This is a genomic window from Limisphaera sp. VF-2, assembly GCF_049537125.1.
GTDB lineage: Bacteria > Verrucomicrobiota > Verrucomicrobiia > Limisphaerales > Limisphaeraceae > Limisphaera.
Genome location: NZ_JBMVQY010000001.1, coordinates 56,819 through 77,075 on the forward strand (window position 1 = coordinate 56,819; position 20,257 = coordinate 77,075).

Consider the following 20,257-nt stretch of genomic DNA (forward strand, 5'->3'; position numbering starts at 1 on the left):
CCTTCCAGAATCTAGGTCCGTTCCGTGGTGTCCTGTTCCGCGTACAATTCCGCCGCATTCGTGGTTTTCTGATCCAGGAACAAGCGGTAGAGCAGGATCACCAGGTAGGCCGTCACCCCAAAGCCGATCACGATGGCCGTGAGAATCAGGGCCTGCGGCAGCGGGTCCACCATGGGCCCCGATCCCGCGCCTGCAATGGGCGGCACGCGATCCTCCGGTGAGCCGGACATCGCCAACAACAGCAGGTTGGCGGCATTCGACAGAATCAGGAACCCGAACAACATTCGCACGAAGCTCGTTTGCAGCACCAGGTAGGTGCCACAAGCAAACAACAACCCGATCAACAATGCAGTCTCAAGGGGCATGGCGATCATCCTCCCGATTGGCCGCCCGGGCCGACTCCTCCAGCGGCTGCTCCAGCGGCGAACTGTATCGTCGTTCTTCCTCCTCCACCAGGGCCCGGAGGCCCCGCGTGGACTGCATGAACACGAACAACATCTTGCTCACCACCCCGACCACAATGAGATACACACCCACATCGAACAGGAACGGGGTTCCCAGGTGCACCTCCCCAAACCAGGGCAGGCCGTGCACGTGCAGGTGAAAATGCTCCAGAAACGGCCTTCCGGCCACCATCGCCCCCAAACCGGTCCCCGTCGCCAGCCCCAGGCCGGCGGCGGCCAGCCGCATGGGGTCCATGCGCAGGATGCGTGGCATGGCCTCCACGCCGAGCGCCAGGCTCAGCAGGATCAGGGAGATGGCAGACGCCAACCCGGCGATGAATCCCCCGCCGGGCAGGTTGTGTCCCCGCCACAGCAGATAGAACGCCACCAGGTTCAACAGGTAAAACACCCCGCGCACCAGCCGATCGAAGATGTAGGAACGCACGTCCGTCATCGTTGTGCCTCCGGATGATGAACGCCCATGCCGGGAGCTCCCAGCGGGCCCTGACGATACTCTTCGGGGGTGCGCTTGTATCTCATCAACAGGCCCAGCGCCCCCAAGGCTGCAATCACCAACACGGTGATTTCTCCCAGGGTGTCAAAACCACGAAAGTCGACCAGAATCGTGTTCACTGCATTGTTTCCCTGTGCCAACTCGACCGTATGGTCTCCATACCACTCTCCCAGGCGCGGTCTGGGCCGGTTGCTGACCCATACCGCCAGCACGGTCATCATGGCGCCCACGCCCAATGACAGAGCGCCGTGGAACACCCGTTGTCCCAGCCCGCCCCGGTGGATCCATTCGCCCTGCTCTGCCGAACGCGGGAATCGACCGAGCAGGACAAGGACCAGGATCAGGGTCACCGCCTCTACGAGAATCTGGGTCAGCGCCAGGTCGGGCGCGCGGTACAGTACAAAGTAAAAGGTGATCAAAAAGCCCGCCACCGAGAGACAGACCACCTGCGTCGTCCAGCGTTTCAACACCAGTACCAGGACCGCGGAAAGACCGATCAACCCAGCGGCAAAGCTACGCAACCAGCCGCCGGAATCCTCCATTCCGGCCACCAACTGCGCCGGCAGATTGGCCCGGCCCGTGATCCACACCCAACCCAGCCAGGTCCATTGAAGGCCGACGACCAACCCCAATACGATCGGGAGGTAGCGCGTGGGACGGTCCGCCTGCAGGGCCCGGGTTACCGTCTTCGTCACCCGGCCGAACAGCGTCAGGAACCTTTCAAAGGAATCGTCCAGCCGCATCGCCCTGGGCAGCCCCTCCCACGGCCAGCCGCGTCGGCGGGCCCACACGTACACCACGACCCCTGCGGCCATCAGTGCCAGGCTCAAGAGCCACTCGGGTGTAACTCCGTGCCACAGCGCCAATGGGGGACCGGCGGTGTGCAGGCCCGGGACGGCAAATCGTTCGCGCAAGGCAACCACTCCCCCGGGCGCCAACCCCAACCCCAGGGCAGCCGCGGCCAGCAGCAGCGGAGGGATTTGCATGGCCAGCGGCGGTCGGTGAAAACGAGCAGCCAAACCGGCCGGCTCCGGTCCCAGGAATACCTCCACAAAAATGCGCAAAGCAAAGGCGATTTTGATCAGCGACGTCGCCACCACGCATGTCAGGGCATACCCGCCCAGGGAGGCATGGGTTGCCCGCGCCTCAAGAACTTCCTGAAGCATCACCTCTTTGCTGAGAAAGCCCGTCGTACCCATCCATCCGCCCATGGTCGCGGCCGCCACCGCACAAGCCACACCCACGACCGGCAACCGACGCCAAAGACCGCCAAGCTGCCGAACGTCCTGCACCCCCGTGCTGTGAAGGATGACTCCTGCAATCATGAACAGACTGCCCTTGTAAAACACGTGATTCAAGATGTGCAAATAATCATGGGCCACCCCTCCCGCAGGGCCCAGGCCGTAATAACCGATTAGATAACCCAGTTGACTGACGGTGGACCAGGCCAGGATGGCCTTCAAGTCGTGCGACCGGAAGGCGGCAATCGCCCCGAACAACATGGTTCCAAAGCCCACCCACGACAGCAGCGGCGCCCAGAGTTCCTGTCCGGCAAACAAGGGAAACAGACGCGCACACAGGAACACGCCCAACTTCACCATGGTCGCCGAGTGCAGATAGGCGCTCACCGGGGTTGGTGCCACCATGGCGTTGGGCAACCAGAAGTGGAAGGGAATCTGCGCCGACTTGCCCAACGCTCCCAGGACCAGCAAGAGCAGCGAGACCTGCAGCCATTCCCCATGCCTCGCCCACGGCAATCCCTCGGCGCGCAGGCGATCCCACTGAAAGGTGCCGGTCGCCTGCCCCAACATCACGACACCGGCCAGCAGGCACAAACCCGTCACGCCTGTTACCAGAAGTGCCTGCCTGGCTCCCACGCGGGCCCGCTCTTCCTCATGCAAGAAGCCGATCAACAGAAAGGACGCCAGTCCGGTCAGCTCCCAAAACACAAACAGCAACACCAAGTTGTTGGCCAGGACGGTCCCGAGCATGGCCCCCATGAACAGGGTCAGGTATGCGTAGAAACGCCCGGGATGCTCGCAATGGTCGTCGAGGTAAAAGTTGGCATACCAGAAGATCAGGATGCCCACCCCGCACACCACCAGGCCGAAGAACAGTGAAAGTCCGTCCACGAGGAACGACAGTGACACCCCAAGGGACGGAACCCAGGGCCAGGTCACCACCGTCCCCGCCGGCAACTCGGTCCGGGCCAGCATGCTCAACAGGCAGAGCGTCGAGATCACCGGCAGAATCGACGCGATCCAACCCACGCGCCGACCCAGCCAGCGCTCCAGCAGAGCCAGCCCGGGCGCCGCCATCAAGGGCAGCCCGAGCGCAAGGCCGAGTAGAACCTCCGTCTTCATCGCGAACCGTTCCAGGTCTTCCCCCCGCAATCGGCTTCCCCGGATTCCCCCACTGTCCGCCGCGGGACGTGCGCGTTTCGATCCTTCCGGGGAGCCGTGGCTTCCCGGGCCCGACAACGGGGCCGCGTCTGACCTCCTCCTGCTATAGACAAGAAACCGGCTCCTCGGATTGCGCCCCTTGAGTGTGCCGAGAGCCCATGCACTTCGTCAAACGGAACCGGCTTGACGGGCTTGGTCAGGGCCCCGGGCCTCTCCGCCGGCCCCCACCTCCCTTACTCTCGATCGCGCTCTTTCTGGCTCTCCCTCGCAGCCCCGCCGACGCCCCTCCCACACCGCCTGCCAGTACACCTCGCAGATCAAGAGGCATTCGGTCCCGTGCGGGGTCTCCCCCCGGGGGGTCAGGAGCGGAAAAACAGCCACCAAACCACGGTCAGCACCGGTAACAAATAGGGAAACACAAACCGCCCGATGTAACCCAAAAAGGAGGGCACATGAGCCTTTTGCTGCTCGGCGATGCTTTTGACCATGAAGTTCGGTCCGTTGCCGATGTACGTGCAGGCACCGAAGAACACTGCGCCCACAGCGATCGCGACCACGTAACGGTTGTACTCGGCCACGCCCAGTAATACGCCCACCTGAATGTGTTCGACGGGCACCTGTCCCGTGGCCAGCTCCCCTGCGAAATGCTCCCGCAGTGCTTGCAACGCCGCCTGCGCGGGGGGTGGGACGCCGCCGCCGAGGGAGGCCGCATTCGTCATCCCCTGACCCAGCGCGGTCTGCACACCCGCCACAACGTCTCCGGGCGCGAACATGCCCATCTCCGCACTCAAAAACGTAAGGAACGTGGGTGCGTTGTCCAAACAACTGCTCAACACGCCGGCCGCCCAATAAAACAGGCCGGGGCTGGCCAGCCCGAGCTGTCCTGCGTGGCCCTGTAACCAGTCCAGCGCGGGCATCATCGTCGCAAAAATTCCGGCAAACAGAATCCCCACCTCCCGAACCGGCTCGAAATTGAAATCATTCGCCTCGTGCACCGGTCGCGGCGTGGTCAGATACGAGGCCACCGCGGCCGCGAGCATGAGGACCTCCCGCAAAAATGGCGGGTGCTGCAGGAAGACCGCTCCCAGGATCACCGCAAGGAACCCCACGTTGTGCAGCCCCCGGAATTGCCATTGCTCTCCGGCCCCCGTCTCGCGAACGCGCACCTCCAGCGGCGCACGCAGATAGTTCCGCCGGTCCAACACGTAAAAGATGGCCAGTAATGAGCCCACCCCGACCAGCCACATCGGCCAGCAGTGCTCCGCCACCCACCAGAAGGGAATGCCCTTCAAGTAACCCAGGAACAAAGGCGGGTCGCCGATGGGGGTCAGGCACCCGCCCACGTTGGCCACGATGAAGATGAAAAACACCACGTGATGCGCCGTCAGGCGGTATTTGTTCATGCGCAGCCAGGGACGGATCAGCAGCATGGAGGCCCCCGTGGTCCCCAACAGATTGGCAACCACCGCGCCCACCAGCAGAAAGATCACGTTGGCCAGGGGCGTGGCCTCGCCCTTCACCGTGATGTGAATCCCGCCGGAGACGACAAACAGCGAGCCGATCAGCGCGATGAAACTGACGTATTCGTGGGCGGTGTGGAGGATGCGCTGCACGGCGGACAATCCCAGCCAGTAATAGAGAAGCGTGATGGCCCCCAACGTGAGAGCCACTTTCGGGTAATGTCGGTGCCATCCGTGCGGCCAGGCCAGCGGCCCCATCGCAATGGCCGCCAGCAGCAGCACGAATGGCGCGATCATCCAGGGATTGGGCTCGACAAGTCCCCCGTGCATGCGCGGGACATTAGAAGGCTCACCGCGGAGGTCAAGCCGGAGCTCATCGACGCGCCGGAGCCGGTCCGGTTTGACCGGTCAACCGGGCCTCGGCGCTGCGGGCCATGGCTTCCGTCAACAATCCCAGCACTTCGGCCCGCACCAGGGCACCCACCAGCTTGCGTTCCGAAGGGCTGTTCACCACCGGGATGTGCTGCTGTTCGCTGCGCAACACCACCGGCAACGCCTCGAACAGGGTCTGATTGGGCGTCAACCACGCCGGCGGCGGCCGCATCACGTCGTATGCAATCACAGCGCGCAATTCCTCCCCGGCGTTCAGGAAGGGCTTCAGATCATGCAGCGCGACCACACCGAGGAGACGGTTCTCGCCATCCACCACCGGCAAAAAGTTGTTGGTCCGCGTCAGAAACCGCTGCGCCATCTCCTGCAGGGTCGCCGTCTCCCGCACCGGCGGCACCGGATCGCGCATCAGATCGCCCACGCGGCAGTCCAGCGTGACCTCGGTCGTGGTATCGAGGCCGCGCACGCGCAGGGTCTCGGTGTACACGGAGTCCGGATGGAGTCGTCCGGCCACCAGGGCCGCCACCACGCAGCCCAGCATCAGCGGCGGCATCAACGAATAGTTCAAGGAAATTTCGAAGACCAAAATCATGGCCAACAACGGAGAGCGGGTCGTGGCGGAGAACACGCAGCCCATGCCCACCAGCGCGAACGTACTGACCGGAAGATGCAAGGCCGCGCCCAGCAGGTGCAGACTCAGGCCGAACGCCGCTCCGACCGCCGCACCCAGAAACAATGTCGGAGTAAACACGCCACCGACGGCCCCCGAGCCGACAGTTACCACCGTGGCCAGCAGTTTGGCCGACAACAATCCCGCCAGAAAGACCAGGCCCCAACGCTCGCCGGTGAGCCCGGCGCTGACCCAGTCCGCGGTCAGCCGCTCGAATTCGCCATGGAGAATCCGGTTGGCCACCACATAGCCATTGCCCCATACCCCCGGGTAGGCCAGGGCAATCAAGCCCACGATGAGCCCGCCCAGCGCCATGCGCCCGTACACCGGCCAGGGGATCCGTCGAAACCTCTCCTCGGTAAACCGCAACATCTTCAAAAACAGCACGCCGGTCACACCCCCGACGATTCCCAGCAACAAAAACCACGGCAACTGTCCCAGCCGCGTGAACTCGACCACCGGGACCTCGTACCATGAGCGGATCCCGAAGAAACTCCGGGACAACACACTGGCCACCACGGCGGACACCACCAGGGGGGCGAACAGCAACATGGAAAAGTTGCCCAGCACGATCCACGCCGCGAACACGGCGCCGGAGATCGGGGCGTTGTACGCAGCAGCAATCCCGGCCGCTGCCCCACATCCCACCAACAACCGCAACCGGTACGGCGGCCACCTCCGCCACTGGCCCCACTTCGACGCCAGGGTGGCCGACAGCTGCGTGATGCCGCCCTCTCGCCCAACCGACGCCCCCGTCCCAATGCTGATCAAGGACGACAGGGCCCGTACCAGGTTCGGACGGAAGGGCAGTCGACCGTCCCCGGCCGCCACGGCCTCCAGCAGATTGGTGGTGCCCGGACGCTTCACCCATTGCAGTCCCCAATGCAACACGAGCCCGGCCAACAATCCTCCCAGCGCGGGGGTGAACAACCGCTCCCAAGGGCCGAGGAGCTCGGCCACTTCCACCGGATCGCCCGGTTGATGCAGAAACAACAACGTGACCGCCTCGATGGCGTAATAAAACACGAGATTCACCAGGCCGCCCACCACGCCAACCCCGGCCGCCAGCAGCAGATGCAACGCCTCCTCGCTGATCCAGAGACGTTCCCGCCAGCGCAGGGCCCGCCGCCAATACCGGTGCCAAAGCACCTCCAGAGTGCGTTGCCACCGGCGGATTCGCATGCGATGGGACTCCGGCCCGTTCACAAGTTCCATGGTAACAAGGCCCCCGGAAGGGCCGCCAGTAACCACTCTGAGGCGGGCAAGCTCTCGGAAAAACTCTTCCGAAGCCAGCGACGTGCCAAGGGGCGCGTTTTCGGGCTCCCCTGCCCGGCCGCCTCCGGCCATGGGGAACATCCCGAAAAGCGATCTTCCAAGGCGCCGGTCGGCCTCATGCCTCGTTTGGTCTCATGCGGCCGCAGGCGCCGCACGACAGATCGTACGACCGTCTCCGCGTGCGTTCCGAATCGGCCGGCCCGGATCCCTCGGTGCCGACCTCGCCAACCCCTGGAAGTCGAAAGGGTTCCTGCGTTGGGTCGCGGAACTCCACTTCCCGGAGAGCCGCACCAGACCTTGTCTGTCCTTGCGGGCCGCCCCTTGCCCGGTGGCAGGGTGGGCGCCGAACGGGCCTCAAAAAAACGGATTGTGCGCGATTTCTTCCGCCACGGTGGTCAACGGTCCGTGGCCCGGGCAAAGCAGGGTTTCCGGCGGCAAACTGAGGATCTGATCTTTCACCGCCTGCCGGGCCAGCTCCCACGATTGATTGCCGCGGCCGATGGAACCTGCGAAAATGGCATCGCCCACAATCGCCACCGGCGGGGCTTCGCCCGGCCATCCGCGAATCACATAGGTCACGCCATCGGCCGCATGACCGGGCGTGGGCCGAAACCAGATCCGGAGTCGGCCCAGGGGGAGGCCCTCCACCTCTGGCAAATCCCTGGGTGCGGGTTTTGGGTGTGCGCGCACTTCGACACCGCGCACGGCATCTTGCACGGCCTCCACGCCGCTGACGTGGTCCAAATGGCCATGGGTGAGAAAAAGATACTTGAGCTTCAACCCCGACTGTTCGAGTGCCGCCAGTACTTCGGAGGGATCCCACCCCGTATCGAACAGGGCCGCCTCGAGCGTCTGTTCATCCCACACCAGATATGCGTTCACCGTGTTGGCGCCTTGTTGGGTGGTGAACATCCGCAGTCGGCGCCAACGATCCAGCGGTGGCACGCGGGGAAGCCATCCACGGGCCAGATGCTCGAGCTTCTGGGGATGCAACCCCACCCGGCACGCCAATCGTCCCCAGTCCACAGTGCGAGGGATTTGCCCCGACTCTTCCAACAGCCGGAATTCCGACTCGGTCAACCCGGCGGCGCGAGCGGCCTCGCCCAACTGCACGCCAGACATGGCCCGGGCTTTGCGGATGACATCGCCCAGGTGGTCTTCCAAGTTCATGGCCTTTACACTACGACCCAGGTCCGGGGGTTCAAGCCGGAAGCGGGCCGGCCGGACGCCGCCGCGGCTGCGCGATCAATGTGCCCGTTTGGGAACCAATGGCGTGAAAGGTTGCGCTGCGAAGCGCAAATGCATTCCCTGAAAGGGGCTCCGCTGTGATCGCACGGACGTACAAGCAACGTTGCGCCCCGCGACCGGGCCGGGCCGGCTCCGGAAGTCGGCAGTCGACAGCGAACGCGCGCCGTGTCAAAGGGTTGGCCGCGAGGCGTGGACCCCGCCGCGTCGTCGAACCCATGGGCGTATCCGCCGAAAGCCGATCCCGGACGGCCCGCGCGCCTCTCGGGAACCTCTGGTCAATGCCATGAAACTGCCACCCCCGTTTCATCCCTGGCCGCGCACGCCGGCTGCGGCGCGCAAGCTCCAGGCCGAGCTGGCCCCGAGAGTGCGGATTGCCCCCTTGGAGCGCTGGCCACGCTGGATTGCCGGTCTGGACGCCGCCTTCAGCACCGATGGCAGCCAAATCTTCGGCGGTGTGGTTCTTTGGGATCTGCAAACGCGCACCGTGGTGGAAGCGCACTCCGTGAAGCGGCAGGTGCGCTTCCCCTACGTGCCGGGTTTGCTCTCGTTCCGCGAGGTTCCGGTATTGCTGGCTGCGTTGCGACGGCTTCGTCGAACGCCCGACCTCCTGCTCTGTGACGGCCAGGGTCTGGCACATCCACGCCGCTTCGGCTTGGCCTGCCATCTGGGGGTGCTTTGCGACCTGCCGTCCATCGGATGCGCCAAAAGCCGTCTCTGCGGTCAGGCCGAGCCTCCACCGCCGCAGCGGGGCGCCTTCACGGAGTTGAAAGAAGACGGGCAAACCATCGGCGCCGTGCTTCGCACGCAAACCGGAATCAAACCGGTTTACGTCAGCGTGGGCCACCGGTGCGATCTCAACGACGCAATTGCGGTGGTGCTGGCGTGTGCTTTTCGGTATCGACTTCCCGAACCCACCCGTTTGGCGGATCAGGAGGTCGCACAAGCGCGTCGGCGGGACCCGAACTGCGTCAGAGCATCCTGAAGAGGCCCCGGCTGCGCGTGCAATGCTTTCGGTCCGGCCGCTGGCAGTCGTACGCGGGAGCTCGAAGCCTTGCCGCTCCGCCGGGTTCTCACCCGAGGGGCCGGTGCCAAGCCCCGGATCAACTCTGAGTGCGAGTCGGCGGGACGGGCGATTTTCCGCGTGCGCCTTCGAGCCGGCTTTCCATAATTTGCGGGTATGACGATCTGGATCTTGGTGTTGTTGTTGCTGGCGAGCGTCACAGCGCTGGGATATCGCCAGGGTGCCGTCCGGGTGGCCTTCTCGCTGGTCGGTATTCTGTTGGGTATGGTTCTCGCACTGCCGTTGAGCCCCTGGTTGAGGCCCGTGCTGGCGTTTTTGGGCGTGAAACATCCCGTCCTGGCCTGGCTGCTGCCGCCGGTGGTCGCGTTCTGGATCGTCAACGGCCTGTTCAAGGCCGCGGCCGTGCCCGTGCACAAAAAGGTGGATGTGTTTTTCAAGTATCACGCCAGCGACCTGCACCGCGCGTTGTTCGAGCGACTCAACGCACGGCTGGGCGCCTGCCTGGGTCTGGTGAACGGGACGTTGTACACGTTGTTGGTCTGCATGGGCATCTACATCTTCGGCTACTGGACCGCGCAGTTGGCCAATTCCGAACAAGACCCCTGGACGCTGCGGTTCTTCAATCGCGTGGCACGGGACCTGGAGGAAACGAAACTCCATCGCGTGGCCCGCGCGCTGGATCCCCTGCCAGAGCGTTACTATGACGCGGCCGACCTGGCGGGCATCCTGTTTCACAATCCCCTCCTTGAAGGGCGGCTGGCGCGTTATCCGGCCCTGTTGGAGATTGCGGAGCGCCCCGAGCTGCAGGGCTTCGCCCAGGACCTTACGTATGCGCAGCTCCGTCAGAGCCGGGCCCCCTTGCGCGAGGTGTTGGCCCACCCGCAAGTGGCCGCCCTGTTCCAAAACACCGACCTTTTGCGAGAAATCTGGACCACGATCGAGCCGGACCTGGAGGACCTGATGGCGTACCTGGAGAGCGGAAAATCCGCCAAATACGATCGCGAGCCAATCCTCGGTGTCTGGGCATTTGATTTTCCCACCGCGTTTACCCTTTATCGCAAGGCCAACCCGCGGATGACCGCTCTGCAGCTGCGGGACGCTCGGAAACATCTCTCCGGCATCTTCCTCAACACCTCCCTGGTGGTTGCGCCTTCCGGGTTCGTCGCGCTCAAGAACTATCCCGTGACGCGCCCGCCCAAGCCGGGCGAGGCCGGTCCTGCCGTGGAGCATCGGACCCTGACCGGCCGCTGGCAGAATGAAGGGGGGCAATACCTGCTGCGGTTCCAACTCGACGGGCAGAACCTGGAGTGGCCGGTGGAGGTAACTCCGGAGCGGTTGCAGATTCCCTCGGCCAACCCGCCCCTGGCGTTCGAACGCGACGCGGTCTGAGGGCGCCGGCACCGCGTGCGGCCCCCTGATCGATCACTCGGCCCATCGATACACCCGGGGCCCCAACTGGCGCGCCGCGGCCAGGCCGCGCGCCAACCCCACATAGGCCAACAGCCACAAGCCGCCGCAAACCAGCCACCGCAGCGCCGTACCCGGCACGTAGCGCCACAGCACTGCGCTCCCCAGGTTCACCAACGCCAGCGGGAGCATGAACTTCCAGGCCAGGCTCATGAGCTGGTCCACCCTCAGCCGCGGCCATGAGCCGCGCACCCAAATCGCCACCGCCACCAATGCCAACAGCTTCCCGAAAAACCACATCCACGACGGCACCCACGCCAATTCCGCCCAGGGCGCATGCCATCCTCCCAGGAACAACGTGACCGCCAGACCCAGGGCCGCGAACAATCCCAGGTACTCTCCCAGAAAGAACAGCGCGAATTTGAAGCCGGAGTACTCGATGAAATAGCCTGCGACGATTTCCGACTCGCCTTCCGGCAGATCGAACGGCGATCGATTCGCCTCCGCCAGCGCGGCGGCCAGAAACAACAAGAAACCCGCCAACCCCCACGGTGTTGCCACATGCCAGGCCATCCACCCCAGGGCAGGATTCCCTTGTGACTCCACGATCCGGACCAGCGACAACGAGCCGGCCGCCATCACCACGGGCACCACGGCCAGGACCAGAGGCACCTCGTAGCTGAGCATCTGGGCGATGCCACGCATCGCCCCCAGCAGGGAGTACTTGTTCCGGCTCGACCATCCGGCCATGAACACGGCCAGCTCCGTGGATGCTCCGACGGCAAAGAAAAACAACAGGCCGGCCTCGAAATCCATCGCCACCAGGTGGCGCCCCATGGGCACGACGGCCAACGCCAGCACCGCCGGCACCACCATCACCACCGGCGCCAGGGCGTGCACGATCCGATCCGCCGCCCGCGGCACAACGTCCTCTTTGGTCAACGCCTTGATTCCGTCGGCCAGAAACTGCCCGAAACCCGCCAGCCGGATCGAAGTCAACGGCACACCCACCCGATTCGGCCCGTAACGATTCTGCATCCGTGCCAGGCCCTTCCGCTCCAGAACGGTCACCACCCCGAACATGAGGCCAAACACGGCCAGAATGGCGGCGGCGGAAAGAAAGGCGGACACCCACGGTTCGGCCCCGGCCGGCAGCACACGCATCAGGCCGTGCACCAGGGCCGCCTTCAGCTGCACGGGAAGTGTTTCCATCATGGCTCAACCCTCGGACTTTGCGGCGGCTGCGGCCCCGGCGGGTCGGGCGATCGCGGTCGCGGCCCGTCCCGCCGGTGCCGCCTCCGCACTGCGCCCCTGGGCCCGTGCCCGCTGTTCGGCCAGTCTGGCGTCCGTCTCCGCAGCCTCCGTGGGATGGATTTTGTGGAAGTAGCTGTTGGGCTTGCTCAGCTGTTCCTTGTGCCAGAGCAATCCCTCGAACCGGTCGTGCGTGCTCAACTCGTACACCACGTCCATTTTGATGGCGTCGAACGGACAGACTTCCACACAGATCTGACAACTCATACAAACCGAGAGGTCGATGTCGAAAATGAGCGGCTGGTTTTGCAGTTTGCCCGTGTGATCCGGCTTCTTGGTCTTGTCCTTGACGATGTAGATGCACTGGGGCGGGCATTCGGCCTCGCAAATCTTGCAGGCCACGCAACGGAGCCCCGCCACCGGATCGTCTCCGTCATACACCAGGAAGGGAAAGGAACGCGCCGCCTCCGGCAACGGCCGGCGCTCTTCCGGATATTGCACGGTGACCAGCCGCTCTTCGGAAACATAGCTTCCGACGAAATTCCGCGCGGTGGTCAACAAGCCCTGAACCAACCCTTCACCCAGCATACGGGCGCACCATAGCAGAGGGCCGGCACAAATCCAGTCCGGGCCTCACGGTCGGGTGGGAAGGATGACCGGGGCCGGTTGCGCCACGCCGCGGGTCGCGCGCCCGAACAGACGTCCCTCTCCGTCGAACCACAGCCGGTCCATGGCAATGAACCGGTCCCAGGCAATTCGGTCCGTGCGTTTTTGATGGTAAATGTGTCACCACTGTCCCGCGTGATCCTGCAGGGCACAGCCGTGGCCCGGCCCGTACACGCCCTCGCCGCGGCGCACGATCGGGTTGTGCGGCGCACGCCGGAACGGACCGGTGGGCCGCTCCGCCACTGCGTATCCCACGGCGTAATCCGGCGTGTTGGCCCCCGAGCCGCTGTAGAGCAGGTAGTATCTGCCCTGATGTTTCAGCATCCACGGACCCTCCGTCACACGGCCGGCGCGAGTTTCCCAGTCGGATTCGGGCCGCAGCAGCTCCACCGGGGGTCCCTCCGGCTCGGTGGGCGAGGCCATCCGCTGCACCATGATGCGGAAGTCGGGCAGTTGAACAAAATACAGGTACAGCCGGCCGTCGTCGTCCCGGAACAAATGCGCATCGATGGCCCGTGGAAACCAGGAGGCCACCTCGCGAAACGGTCCCACCGGCGCATCCGAGACCGCGACGCCCACTGTCTCGCTCACCGTCCAGTAGAGATAAAACCGCCCCGAGCGCGGGTCCCGCCACACGTCGGGTGCCCATACATGGGGCCGGCCGGGACGGAACACCACCGGCCCCCTCGTCCAATCCACCAGGTTCGTCGAGGTGTACACGCGCGTGCCCCGGTCTCCGTCGACCTCCCCGGTGGCGTAGAGATAAAAAGTCCCCTGGTACGCCAGCACCATGGGGTCGGCCAGCGTTCCTTCCAGCAGAGGGTTCTGAAACGTTCGCCCCTCTCCGCAGGGAACGGCCGGCGGCGGTTGCGCCCGGGCTGCGGGCTCCGCCGGAGTGCAAAGCAGCAGTGCAGCCATCCCCAGGCCATGCACCGCTCGAGTCAGGGATGCTCCCCGCCCCTTGCAGGGTCGAAGGATCCACACCAATCCTCGCCTTACAGGGTCCATCCCTCCCGATACGGCGTGTGCAAGAGCTGGTTGGCCTCCGACGAATTGGTGAACCGCATCCGCTCCGCGTCCCATTCGAGTTTCACCCCCGGCATCTTGATGGCAATGATGCCCAACATGGCCAGCTCGGTCAGTGGCCCGCCATAGGAAAAATCCGACCCCGCTTTGCGCCCCTCCCGAATGGCCTCGATCCAATCCCGATGATGCTCCAGGCCACGCGGCAACCGTTTGGGCGGCCGTTGAAACTCCGCCATCAACTTGTCCGGCACCAGGTGAACGTGCGAAGCGCCGTGCGATCCGTAGACCATCATGCCGCGGTCGCCGACGACGATGGCACCGGTCCGCACGTTCGGCTCCTGGGGATCGAAGCCTTCCGGCCGCGGAATCTTTTCCGTGCCGCTGTACCAGTGCAGCGTGATGGGGCCGCGCGTCCCTTTGGCGGGGAATTCGAAAGTGACGATGTCGCCCTTGGGATAGGCTTCGCCCTGCGTGCGAGGATCCCAATCCTTCACTTGCGCGACGATGGTGCGGGGCGCGCCCAAATCCAGTGCCCAGAACACCGGGTCGACCACGTGACACACCCAGTCTCCGATCGTACCGCTGCCAAAGGCCGTCCACCCGCGCCAAGATCCCGGCAAGTAAGCGGAGTGATAAGGTCGGTACGGGACCGGCCCCAGCCACAAATCCCAGTCCAACGTCGGCGGGACCGGCTGACCCTGCCGCACCTCCGCCAGCCGGTCCAGGCCGGAATTGACCGCCTCGCAGCCGCAATAGATCGTGTGCACCCGGCCGATCGCCCCGGCCTGGAGCCACTCCACGCAATCCCGGATCGAGTCGAAGGAATGCCCCTGGTTGCCCAATTGCGTGACCACCCCGTACTGCCGGGCCGCCTGCATCAGCGCCCGTACCTCGACCACGGAATGGGCCAGGGGCTTTTCGCAGTACACATGTTTCCGGTGCTTGATGGCCATCATGCTGGCAACGGCGTGCGTGTGGTCCGGCGTGGCGACCAGCACCGCTTCGAACCGATCGGCCATTTCCTCGAACATCCTTCGGAAGTCCCTGTATCGTTTGGCCGAGGGATACTTTGCAAAGGTCGCGGCGGCATGGCGTTCGTCCACGTCGCAAAGCGCCACGATGTCGCAGTAAGGCGCCAGTGCTTCGATGTTGGCGGCGCCCATGCCCCCCACCCCAATGGCCGCCAGACGGATCTTTTCGTTGGGAGGCGTCCGGCCCGCACCCCCCAGCACGGAAGCCGGAATAAACCACGGCACGGCCAGGCCGGCCGCGCCCGCCGCCACTCGACGCAAGAAACGCCGACGATGCATCGGACGGGACTCGGCTGCAGAACACGTACGATCGCCACGCGAAGAAGCCAATTTCGATTCCATGGCCAAGGTGTGATGGTTGAGGTCCATTGGTGCGATGGAGTGTCGAAGGAGCCACCCGCTCGGTGCTACGGCTCCGGGGCGGGTCGCGCGGCCACTCGTCCACTCGTACCCTTGCCCGTGCAGCCACAACCCCGGGGGCTCCCACCGACAACCCGGGCCCAGTATGCGGACCTGCCCGATGTTGTCCAAGCCCCATTTCGGCGGTCCGGCTGGTGCTCGATTCCCCTGCTTTTTGGGAGCGCGGACCGACACCCATCCGGCAGCATCCCAGGCCCGCGCCAGCGCCACAGGAAAAAGCTTGCCTTCCCCCGCGGATTTGGTGTCGCTGGTGCGGGCCCTTCCGGAGGGTGCATTTCACAGGGTTCATGGACACGACGCTCAAACTCCGCACCTTGCGCAGCGCGCTGCGCGTGGCGACGGACACCGCTCGCGCAGCAGGCGCACTCCTGCGCCGTCACTTGCACAGTACCAAGGCTGTTCAACTGGCCACCCACCACGACATCAAGCTCGAGCTCGATGTGCGTACCCAGCGGCTCATCGAGCACCAGTTGCAGCGCGCGTTCCCCTCGATTCCCATCGTGGGTGAGGAGGGACTGGTGGGCGATCCGAACAGCCCGCTGCGGTGGGTTGTGGATCCCATCGACGGCACCGTCAACTTCGCCCACAATGTTCCGCACGCGTGCGTCTGCATTGCCCTGCAGGCGGAAGCGCATCTGATGCCGCGTGAACTGCCCCGGTCTTGTGGAGAAGCTCCCTGGCAAACCGTTGTGGGCGTGGTGTACGACCCGTTCTGTGACGAACTCTGGACGGCCATTCGGGGCGAGCCGGCCCGACTCAACGGCCGCGTGATCCGGGTGAGCCGTACCACGCGGCTGGAGGAGGCCATGGTCACCTTCGGGTTCGCCAAAACCTCGGCGAACCTGCGAAAGTCGCTCCCCTACTTCAACTGGCTCTGCCGCCGCGCCCGCAAGGTTCGCATCATGGGCTCGGCCGGCCTGGGCCTGGCCTACGTCGCATGCGGCCGCTTCGACGCCTACGTGGAACGCCAGGTGCGACTCTGGGACATCGCCGCCGGTGGTCTGCTGATCGAATGCGCCGGGGGACGATTCTGGACGCGTCCGTGGTCCGATGGACGCGACGGGCGCGAAGCCTACTGCATGGTGGCCAGCAACGGGTTGTTGGATCCGCTGCTGCCGCGGCCGAAGTAGAGCCTCCGGGTTCGGCCCGCGGTCCCTCCCTGCCCTGCGTCAGCCCGGCCATCAAAAAACCCAGCGGGCATGAGGCAACACACGGGATACCCCATGCCCGCCCCTTCCGCGCGGAAGGAAAGTCGCTCGGCCGCCACGGCCCAGCACGCAGCGCGCAGCCGGCCTCCCGACTCGCCGCGCAGCCTACGCAGGGCCGCACGGCGGCTCAAGTACGGCATCGCGCGACGCACCGGGGGAACCGCTCTCCAGTGCCATCACCACGCGCATCCGCTCGGTCCGCGAACGACTCCTTCCGCCGCAGGTCGTGCGGCGTCCCAAGCCATCTCGACACGACGACTCCGCACAGGGCCTTGACCTTCCCGCAACCTCGTCGCATGCATCGTGCGGTCAGGTTTCTCCGAAACCCTCTCTAATCCGGGCGGTGCGGGGCCATCTCGATGATCCTGTGCCGAACTGCCGGCGCCAGCGAAGATCTCCCCCATGAAGGCTCTCGCGAGGGTCCGTGGACCGAACGGGGTTGCGCTGCTCCCCGGCCTGCTGCCCGGATCGCACAAGGATGCCCCGAGGCGACGCGCGCAAGTTATGGTTCCTGCAGCGCCAGCCGGTAATACGCCGCCTTCTCGGCAGAAGGCAACGACAGTTCCAGCCAGCGTGCCTGAGCAGGGAAACTCACCCAGTCCACCGGCGTCGTCACGGGGCTCCACTGCACCGGCGGGGTCAAATCTGCCGTGGCCTCGACGGCAACCGCGCGGTTCGCAGGTTGCCAAACCACCAATCGCAGCGTCCCCGGACCCTCCGAGTGGAGCCAGAAAACCCACCGACTTCGGCTATCCCACGGAGCCGACCCCGCCAGATACTCGACGTAGTTCGGGTCACCGTCCCGATCCGGATCGGCCTGGGGCGCAGCCGCTGGATCGGCTGGATCCGGGAACTGGCTTCGCTGCCAATCTTCGAAGCTCTGCCAGGAACCGAGTTCATCCCGGATCCATCGCTCGATCAGCGCCACGGCCTCGACATCGACGACGGTGGTGGCGATCGGCGGCATCTGCCCGGGCCCGCGCACGGCAATTCGGCGCAGCAGTTCGGATCGTTCCGGATCGCCCGGAACAATCAGGCGCGCGTCCTCGGGCCCGTGCACGAGCCGGCCGTTGATCAAGCCGGTCAGGGCTGTGGGCCTGGACAGTCGTGCATCCCACTGGGCCATCTGCACCCCGCCGGGCAAATGGCATTGCGCACAATTGACCGCCAGCCAGGAGCGCACGCGGGATTCCAAACTCGCGGTGGGATCGTCCGGTCTGGCCAATACGCGCCAACCGGCCGTGTTGGATGGCGGATTCCGGAAGTAACCGGCCCGTGCCAGGTCCAGAATCTGATTGGTCGGCCCGTGCCCGAGATCGTGCACCCGGTTCAACTGGGGCGTGTTGAACCCGAGGGCGAACCCGGCGGCCAGCGTGTGACACTGGAGGCATTCCACGCGGCTGGGATAGTGCCAGACCTGGGTACGCAACACGGAACCATCGGTGCTGAACACCACGAATGACTCGTCCAGGCCTTCCTCGGGCACCAACCACGCATTGGTGAGGGAGTCGCCCCACCGATAGGTCACGCCATAGCCAGCCCGGCCGTCATAAACAAGGAGCCGTGTCTCCAGACGCCGCGCCGACTCCGGGACACCATTCGTCAGCTCCAGATCGAAATGTTTCACCCACACCGTGCCTGCTGGAAAGCGCCACGGATCCGTCGGATGAAACTCCATGGTCTGCGTGGGATCCGGAATGGAAAACCACCGCCGCTTTCGTGCGCCGTCGGACCAGAACGGCAGGTTCAGTTCGTACGGCAGGATTCCCTCGGCGGCCTGCAGGGTCACCAGGTCCGCGAACGCACCCGTGCCCGCCAGGTCTGCCGGCAGCGGCGCACCGACAAAGTTGGTGCTGTACACAATCCGGCGAATCACCGCGTTGGTCCCAAAGCGCAGGTCCACGTAAAGCACGTCCCCGTTCCGCGGGTCCGTGCCGAAAGCGGAAATCCCCCCGGCATTGAACGGCCCGCCCAGTGGATTGCTGAACAGGAAGCGGTTCTCCAGCACGTTGGTTCCGTCGGTCTTCAGCGCCCAGATGCGGCCACTGCCGTAGTCCCCGTAGAGGTACGCGCCGTGCAGATCGGTGAAGCGGTGCCCCCGATACACCACGCCGCCGGTGACGGAATATCCCAGGCTGCGGCCGTAATCCAACAGCGGCCGCGCGTGTTGGAAGCCGGCCGGGATCAGCGCCGTGTTGGTGCGCTGAAAGTTCCCTTCCCAGTAACTCCATCCATAGTTGCCGCCCCGTTCGATGCGGTTGACCTCTTCGCGGGCATTCTGTCCGACGTCCGCGCAAAACAGCCACCCGGTGACGGGGTCGAACGCCATGCGCCACGGATTTCGCAGGCCCACCGCCCAGAATTCCGTCCGGACCCTCGCCGGATCCACCGGACGGCCGTTGAACTGGGTCGCCCCGACGAACGGATTGTCAGGCGGCACGGCATAGTTGGTGGTCGCGGCCGGATGCGGGTTGGGCGGCAAACTGCCCGGTCGCCGGTCCACATCGATCCGAAGGATCCCGGCGAAAAAGTCCTTATCGATTCGCTGACTGTTCTGATACTGGTCGTGCGCGCCCCCTTCGTCTCCCAACGAGACATAGAGGTAGCCGTCCGGTCCGAAGTGGAGATCGCCGCCATTGTGATTGTTGGCTTGATCGTACTGGACGATCAACCGCACCTCGGAGGCGGGATCGGCCCGACTCGGATCGTCGGCCCGGGTCTGGAATCGCGCCAGAATGTTGTGCAGGGCATTCGTGCCGCCCGGCACGGGCGTGGTCGCCGGGCCCGTGTAAAAAACAAAAAACAAGCGGTTCGTCGCGTAGCCGGGGTGAAACGCCAGCCCGAGCAAACCGCGTTCATCGCTGACGCTGAGGCTGGTGCTCACACGCGCACTGATGTCGAGGAACACGGTCCGTGTGGGAGCCGCCAGATTCGTAATGACCACGATTCGCCCCTGCTTTTCGACCACGAACAGCCGGTTGGTCTCGCCCGGCGGGCTGGCCAGCGCCACCGCGTTCGTGAAGGTCAGGCCGGGAAAAGCTTCCTCGTGCGTGTAGCCGAACCGGCCCGGCACCAGCGGCATCGCCAGGGTGGTGTTGGCCTTTCGTTCCCACGCCCACAGGCCTTCCGGCGTACTCAAACCCAGGACAATCCACAGGGCCCGGGCCCAGACAGTGCATGGGGAAAAAGCTCCGACTCGCATGGCAGCTGCACGTTGGCCCAGAAACGCACCCCTGTCAAAGGGCCCCCGGAGCCTGCACAGACCCCATCGGGCACTGCAGCAACCCTCGGGCGACCGACGCCGAAACGCCAAGAGTCGCATCACGCAACCGATCCGCAGACGATTGGAAAGCCTCGTTCCCCGAAGATTGCCCCCGCAAAGTCCACCTCTTGTGCAGGCGGTTTTGGAGAACGGGGCCTTCCTTCAACCACTCGGAAAGTCGCACTGCGCACTCCGGATTCGGCCAATTGCCGCGTTCACCGCGGAGCCCGGTACGAGAGCCGGTGCGGGCTGGGCACCTTCCGTATCGGCGCAATAGCCACGCAACTGCTCACACCGGTCGCCGCGTGCGGCCAGAAGGCGGGATCGAACTTGAAAAACCACCTCCCGAAGGAACTCTGCTGGCACGGGATCCAGCGACCAGACTCCCCACTTCCCCGATGGGGACCAGACGGCGTCGGATCATCCCTCGATCCACCTGTGGACACGGTCGCCACCTACCAGGGCGAAGGCTCGGACTCGAATCAGGATTCTGCCGCCTTACGGCGGCGCCTACTGAGCCCGGAGGTCGTAGCTGCCGACGGAAGTCGGCGGACCATTCCATG

The 20,257-nt window shown here is 64.9% G+C and carries 14 protein-coding genes; 3 read left to right on the forward strand and 11 right to left on the reverse strand.

Annotation, left to right across the window (positions count from 1 at the left end; translation table 11 throughout):
- Window positions 1-11: 11 nt before the first annotated feature.
- From ACPDIT_RS00195 to ACPDIT_RS00220, 6 genes are all read right to left on the reverse strand, one after another.
- Window positions 12-365, reverse strand: coding sequence for a sodium:proton antiporter (locus tag ACPDIT_RS00195; protein ID WP_423440482.1), 354 nt, complete (start codon window positions 363-365; stop codon window positions 12-14).
- The gene (locus ACPDIT_RS00200) at window positions 355-897 is read right to left on the reverse strand and encodes an MnhB domain-containing protein (protein ID WP_423440484.1); all 543 of its coding nucleotides are present in this window, start codon (window positions 895-897) and stop codon (window positions 355-357) included. Before ACPDIT_RS00200 ends, ACPDIT_RS00195 begins: the two co-directional genes overlap by 11 nt.
- On the reverse strand, window positions 894-3,320 hold the full coding sequence (gene mbhE, locus ACPDIT_RS00205) for a hydrogen gas-evolving membrane-bound hydrogenase subunit E (protein WP_423440486.1): 2,427 nt from the start codon (window positions 3,318-3,320) through the stop codon (window positions 894-896). Before mbhE ends, ACPDIT_RS00200 begins: the two co-directional genes overlap by 4 nt.
- A 398-nt stretch (window positions 3,321-3,718) precedes the next feature.
- Complete coding sequence (locus ACPDIT_RS00210; protein WP_423440487.1) at window positions 3,719-5,149, reverse strand: sodium:proton antiporter; 1,431 nt, start codon at window positions 5,147-5,149, stop codon at window positions 3,719-3,721.
- A gap of 43 nt (window positions 5,150-5,192) precedes the next feature.
- Window positions 5,193-7,094, reverse strand: a complete 1,902-nt coding sequence (locus tag ACPDIT_RS00215) for a ClcB-like voltage-gated chloride channel protein (protein WP_423440489.1) — start codon at window positions 7,092-7,094, stop codon at window positions 5,193-5,195.
- 414 nt (window positions 7,095-7,508) lie between these two features.
- Entirely contained in the window at window positions 7,509-8,324 is an 816-nt protein-coding gene (locus ACPDIT_RS00220) for an MBL fold metallo-hydrolase (RefSeq protein ID WP_423440491.1), read from the reverse strand.
- 361 nt (window positions 8,325-8,685) lie between these two features.
- Between ACPDIT_RS00220 and nfi the strand changes: the two genes are divergently transcribed.
- Both nfi and ACPDIT_RS00230 read left to right on the forward strand, forming a co-directional pair.
- On the forward strand, window positions 8,686-9,384 hold the full coding sequence (gene nfi / locus ACPDIT_RS00225) for a deoxyribonuclease V (protein ID WP_423440493.1): 699 nt from the start codon (window positions 8,686-8,688) through the stop codon (window positions 9,382-9,384).
- A gap of 195 nt (window positions 9,385-9,579) precedes the next feature.
- Complete coding sequence (locus ACPDIT_RS00230; protein WP_423440494.1) at window positions 9,580-10,812, forward strand: CvpA family protein; 1,233 nt, start codon at window positions 9,580-9,582, stop codon at window positions 10,810-10,812.
- A gap of 33 nt (window positions 10,813-10,845) precedes the next feature.
- Here ACPDIT_RS00230 and nuoH read toward each other — a convergent pair whose 3' ends face one another.
- The 4 genes from nuoH to ACPDIT_RS00250 form a co-directional block, all read right to left on the reverse strand.
- Window positions 10,846-12,045, reverse strand: a complete 1,200-nt coding sequence (gene nuoH / locus ACPDIT_RS00235; RefSeq protein ID WP_423440495.1) for an NADH-quinone oxidoreductase subunit NuoH — start codon at window positions 12,043-12,045, stop codon at window positions 10,846-10,848.
- A gap of 3 nt (window positions 12,046-12,048) precedes the next feature.
- Window positions 12,049-12,669, reverse strand: a complete 621-nt coding sequence (locus ACPDIT_RS00240; RefSeq protein ID WP_423440497.1) for a 4Fe-4S dicluster domain-containing protein — start codon at window positions 12,667-12,669, stop codon at window positions 12,049-12,051.
- A 198-nt stretch (window positions 12,670-12,867) separates the two neighbouring features.
- Entirely contained in the window at window positions 12,868-13,665 is a 798-nt protein-coding gene (locus tag ACPDIT_RS00245; protein ID WP_423440499.1) for a glycoside hydrolase family 43 protein, read from the reverse strand.
- Window positions 13,666-13,742: 77 nt separating this feature from the next.
- Window positions 13,743-15,083 carry a Gfo/Idh/MocA family protein gene (locus ACPDIT_RS00250; RefSeq protein ID WP_423440501.1) on the reverse strand — a complete coding sequence of 447 codons (1,341 nt, stop codon included), beginning with the start codon at window positions 15,081-15,083 and terminating at the stop codon, window positions 13,743-13,745.
- Between the two features lie 428 nt (window positions 15,084-15,511).
- Here ACPDIT_RS00250 and ACPDIT_RS00255 point away from each other — a divergent pair, with 428 nt between their 5' ends.
- Complete coding sequence (locus ACPDIT_RS00255; RefSeq protein WP_423440503.1) at window positions 15,512-16,354, forward strand: inositol monophosphatase family protein; 843 nt, start codon at window positions 15,512-15,514, stop codon at window positions 16,352-16,354.
- Window positions 16,355-16,934: 580 nt separating this feature from the next.
- Here ACPDIT_RS00255 and ACPDIT_RS00260 read toward each other — a convergent pair.
- The gene (locus tag ACPDIT_RS00260) at window positions 16,935-19,634 is read right to left on the reverse strand and encodes a PQQ-dependent sugar dehydrogenase (RefSeq protein ID WP_423440505.1); all 2,700 of its coding nucleotides are present in this window, start codon (window positions 19,632-19,634) and stop codon (window positions 16,935-16,937) included.
- Window positions 19,635-20,257 lie beyond the last annotated feature (623 nt).

Coding starts and splice junctions, on each gene's coding strand:
- ACPDIT_RS00215 (WP_423440489.1), bottom strand. CDS start 7,094: ATGGAACTTGTGAACGGGCCGGAGTCCCATCGCATGCGAATCCGCCGG.
- ACPDIT_RS00245 (WP_423440499.1), bottom strand. CDS start 13,665: ATGGCTGCACTGCTGCTTTGCACTCCGGCGGAGCCCGCAGCCCGGGCG.
- ACPDIT_RS00210 (WP_423440487.1), bottom strand. CDS start 5,149: ATGCACGGGGGACTTGTCGAGCCCAATCCCTGGATGATCGCGCCATTC.
- ACPDIT_RS00255 (WP_423440503.1), top strand. CDS start 15,512: ATGGACACGACGCTCAAACTCCGCACCTTGCGCAGCGCGCTGCGCGTG.
- ACPDIT_RS00195 (WP_423440482.1), bottom strand. CDS start 365: ATGCCCCTTGAGACTGCATTGTTGATCGGGTTGTTGTTTGCTTGTGGC.
- ACPDIT_RS00220 (WP_423440491.1), bottom strand. CDS start 8,324: ATGAACTTGGAAGACCACCTGGGCGATGTCATCCGCAAAGCCCGGGCC.
- ACPDIT_RS00200 (WP_423440484.1), bottom strand. CDS start 897: ATGACGGACGTGCGTTCCTACATCTTCGATCGGCTGGTGCGCGGGGTG.
- nfi (WP_423440493.1), top strand. CDS start 8,686: ATGAAACTGCCACCCCCGTTTCATCCCTGGCCGCGCACGCCGGCTGCG.
- ACPDIT_RS00230 (WP_423440494.1), top strand. CDS start 9,580: ATGACGATCTGGATCTTGGTGTTGTTGTTGCTGGCGAGCGTCACAGCG.
- nuoH (WP_423440495.1), bottom strand. CDS start 12,045: ATGATGGAAACACTTCCCGTGCAGCTGAAGGCGGCCCTGGTGCACGGC.
- ACPDIT_RS00250 (WP_423440501.1), bottom strand. CDS start 15,083: ATGCATCGTCGGCGTTTCTTGCGTCGAGTGGCGGCGGGCGCGGCCGGC.
- ACPDIT_RS00260 (WP_423440505.1), bottom strand. CDS start 19,634: ATGCGAGTCGGAGCTTTTTCCCCATGCACTGTCTGGGCCCGGGCCCTG.
- mbhE (WP_423440486.1), bottom strand. CDS start 3,320: ATGAAGACGGAGGTTCTACTCGGCCTTGCGCTCGGGCTGCCCTTGATG.
- ACPDIT_RS00240 (WP_423440497.1), bottom strand. CDS start 12,669: ATGCTGGGTGAAGGGTTGGTTCAGGGCTTGTTGACCACCGCGCGGAAT.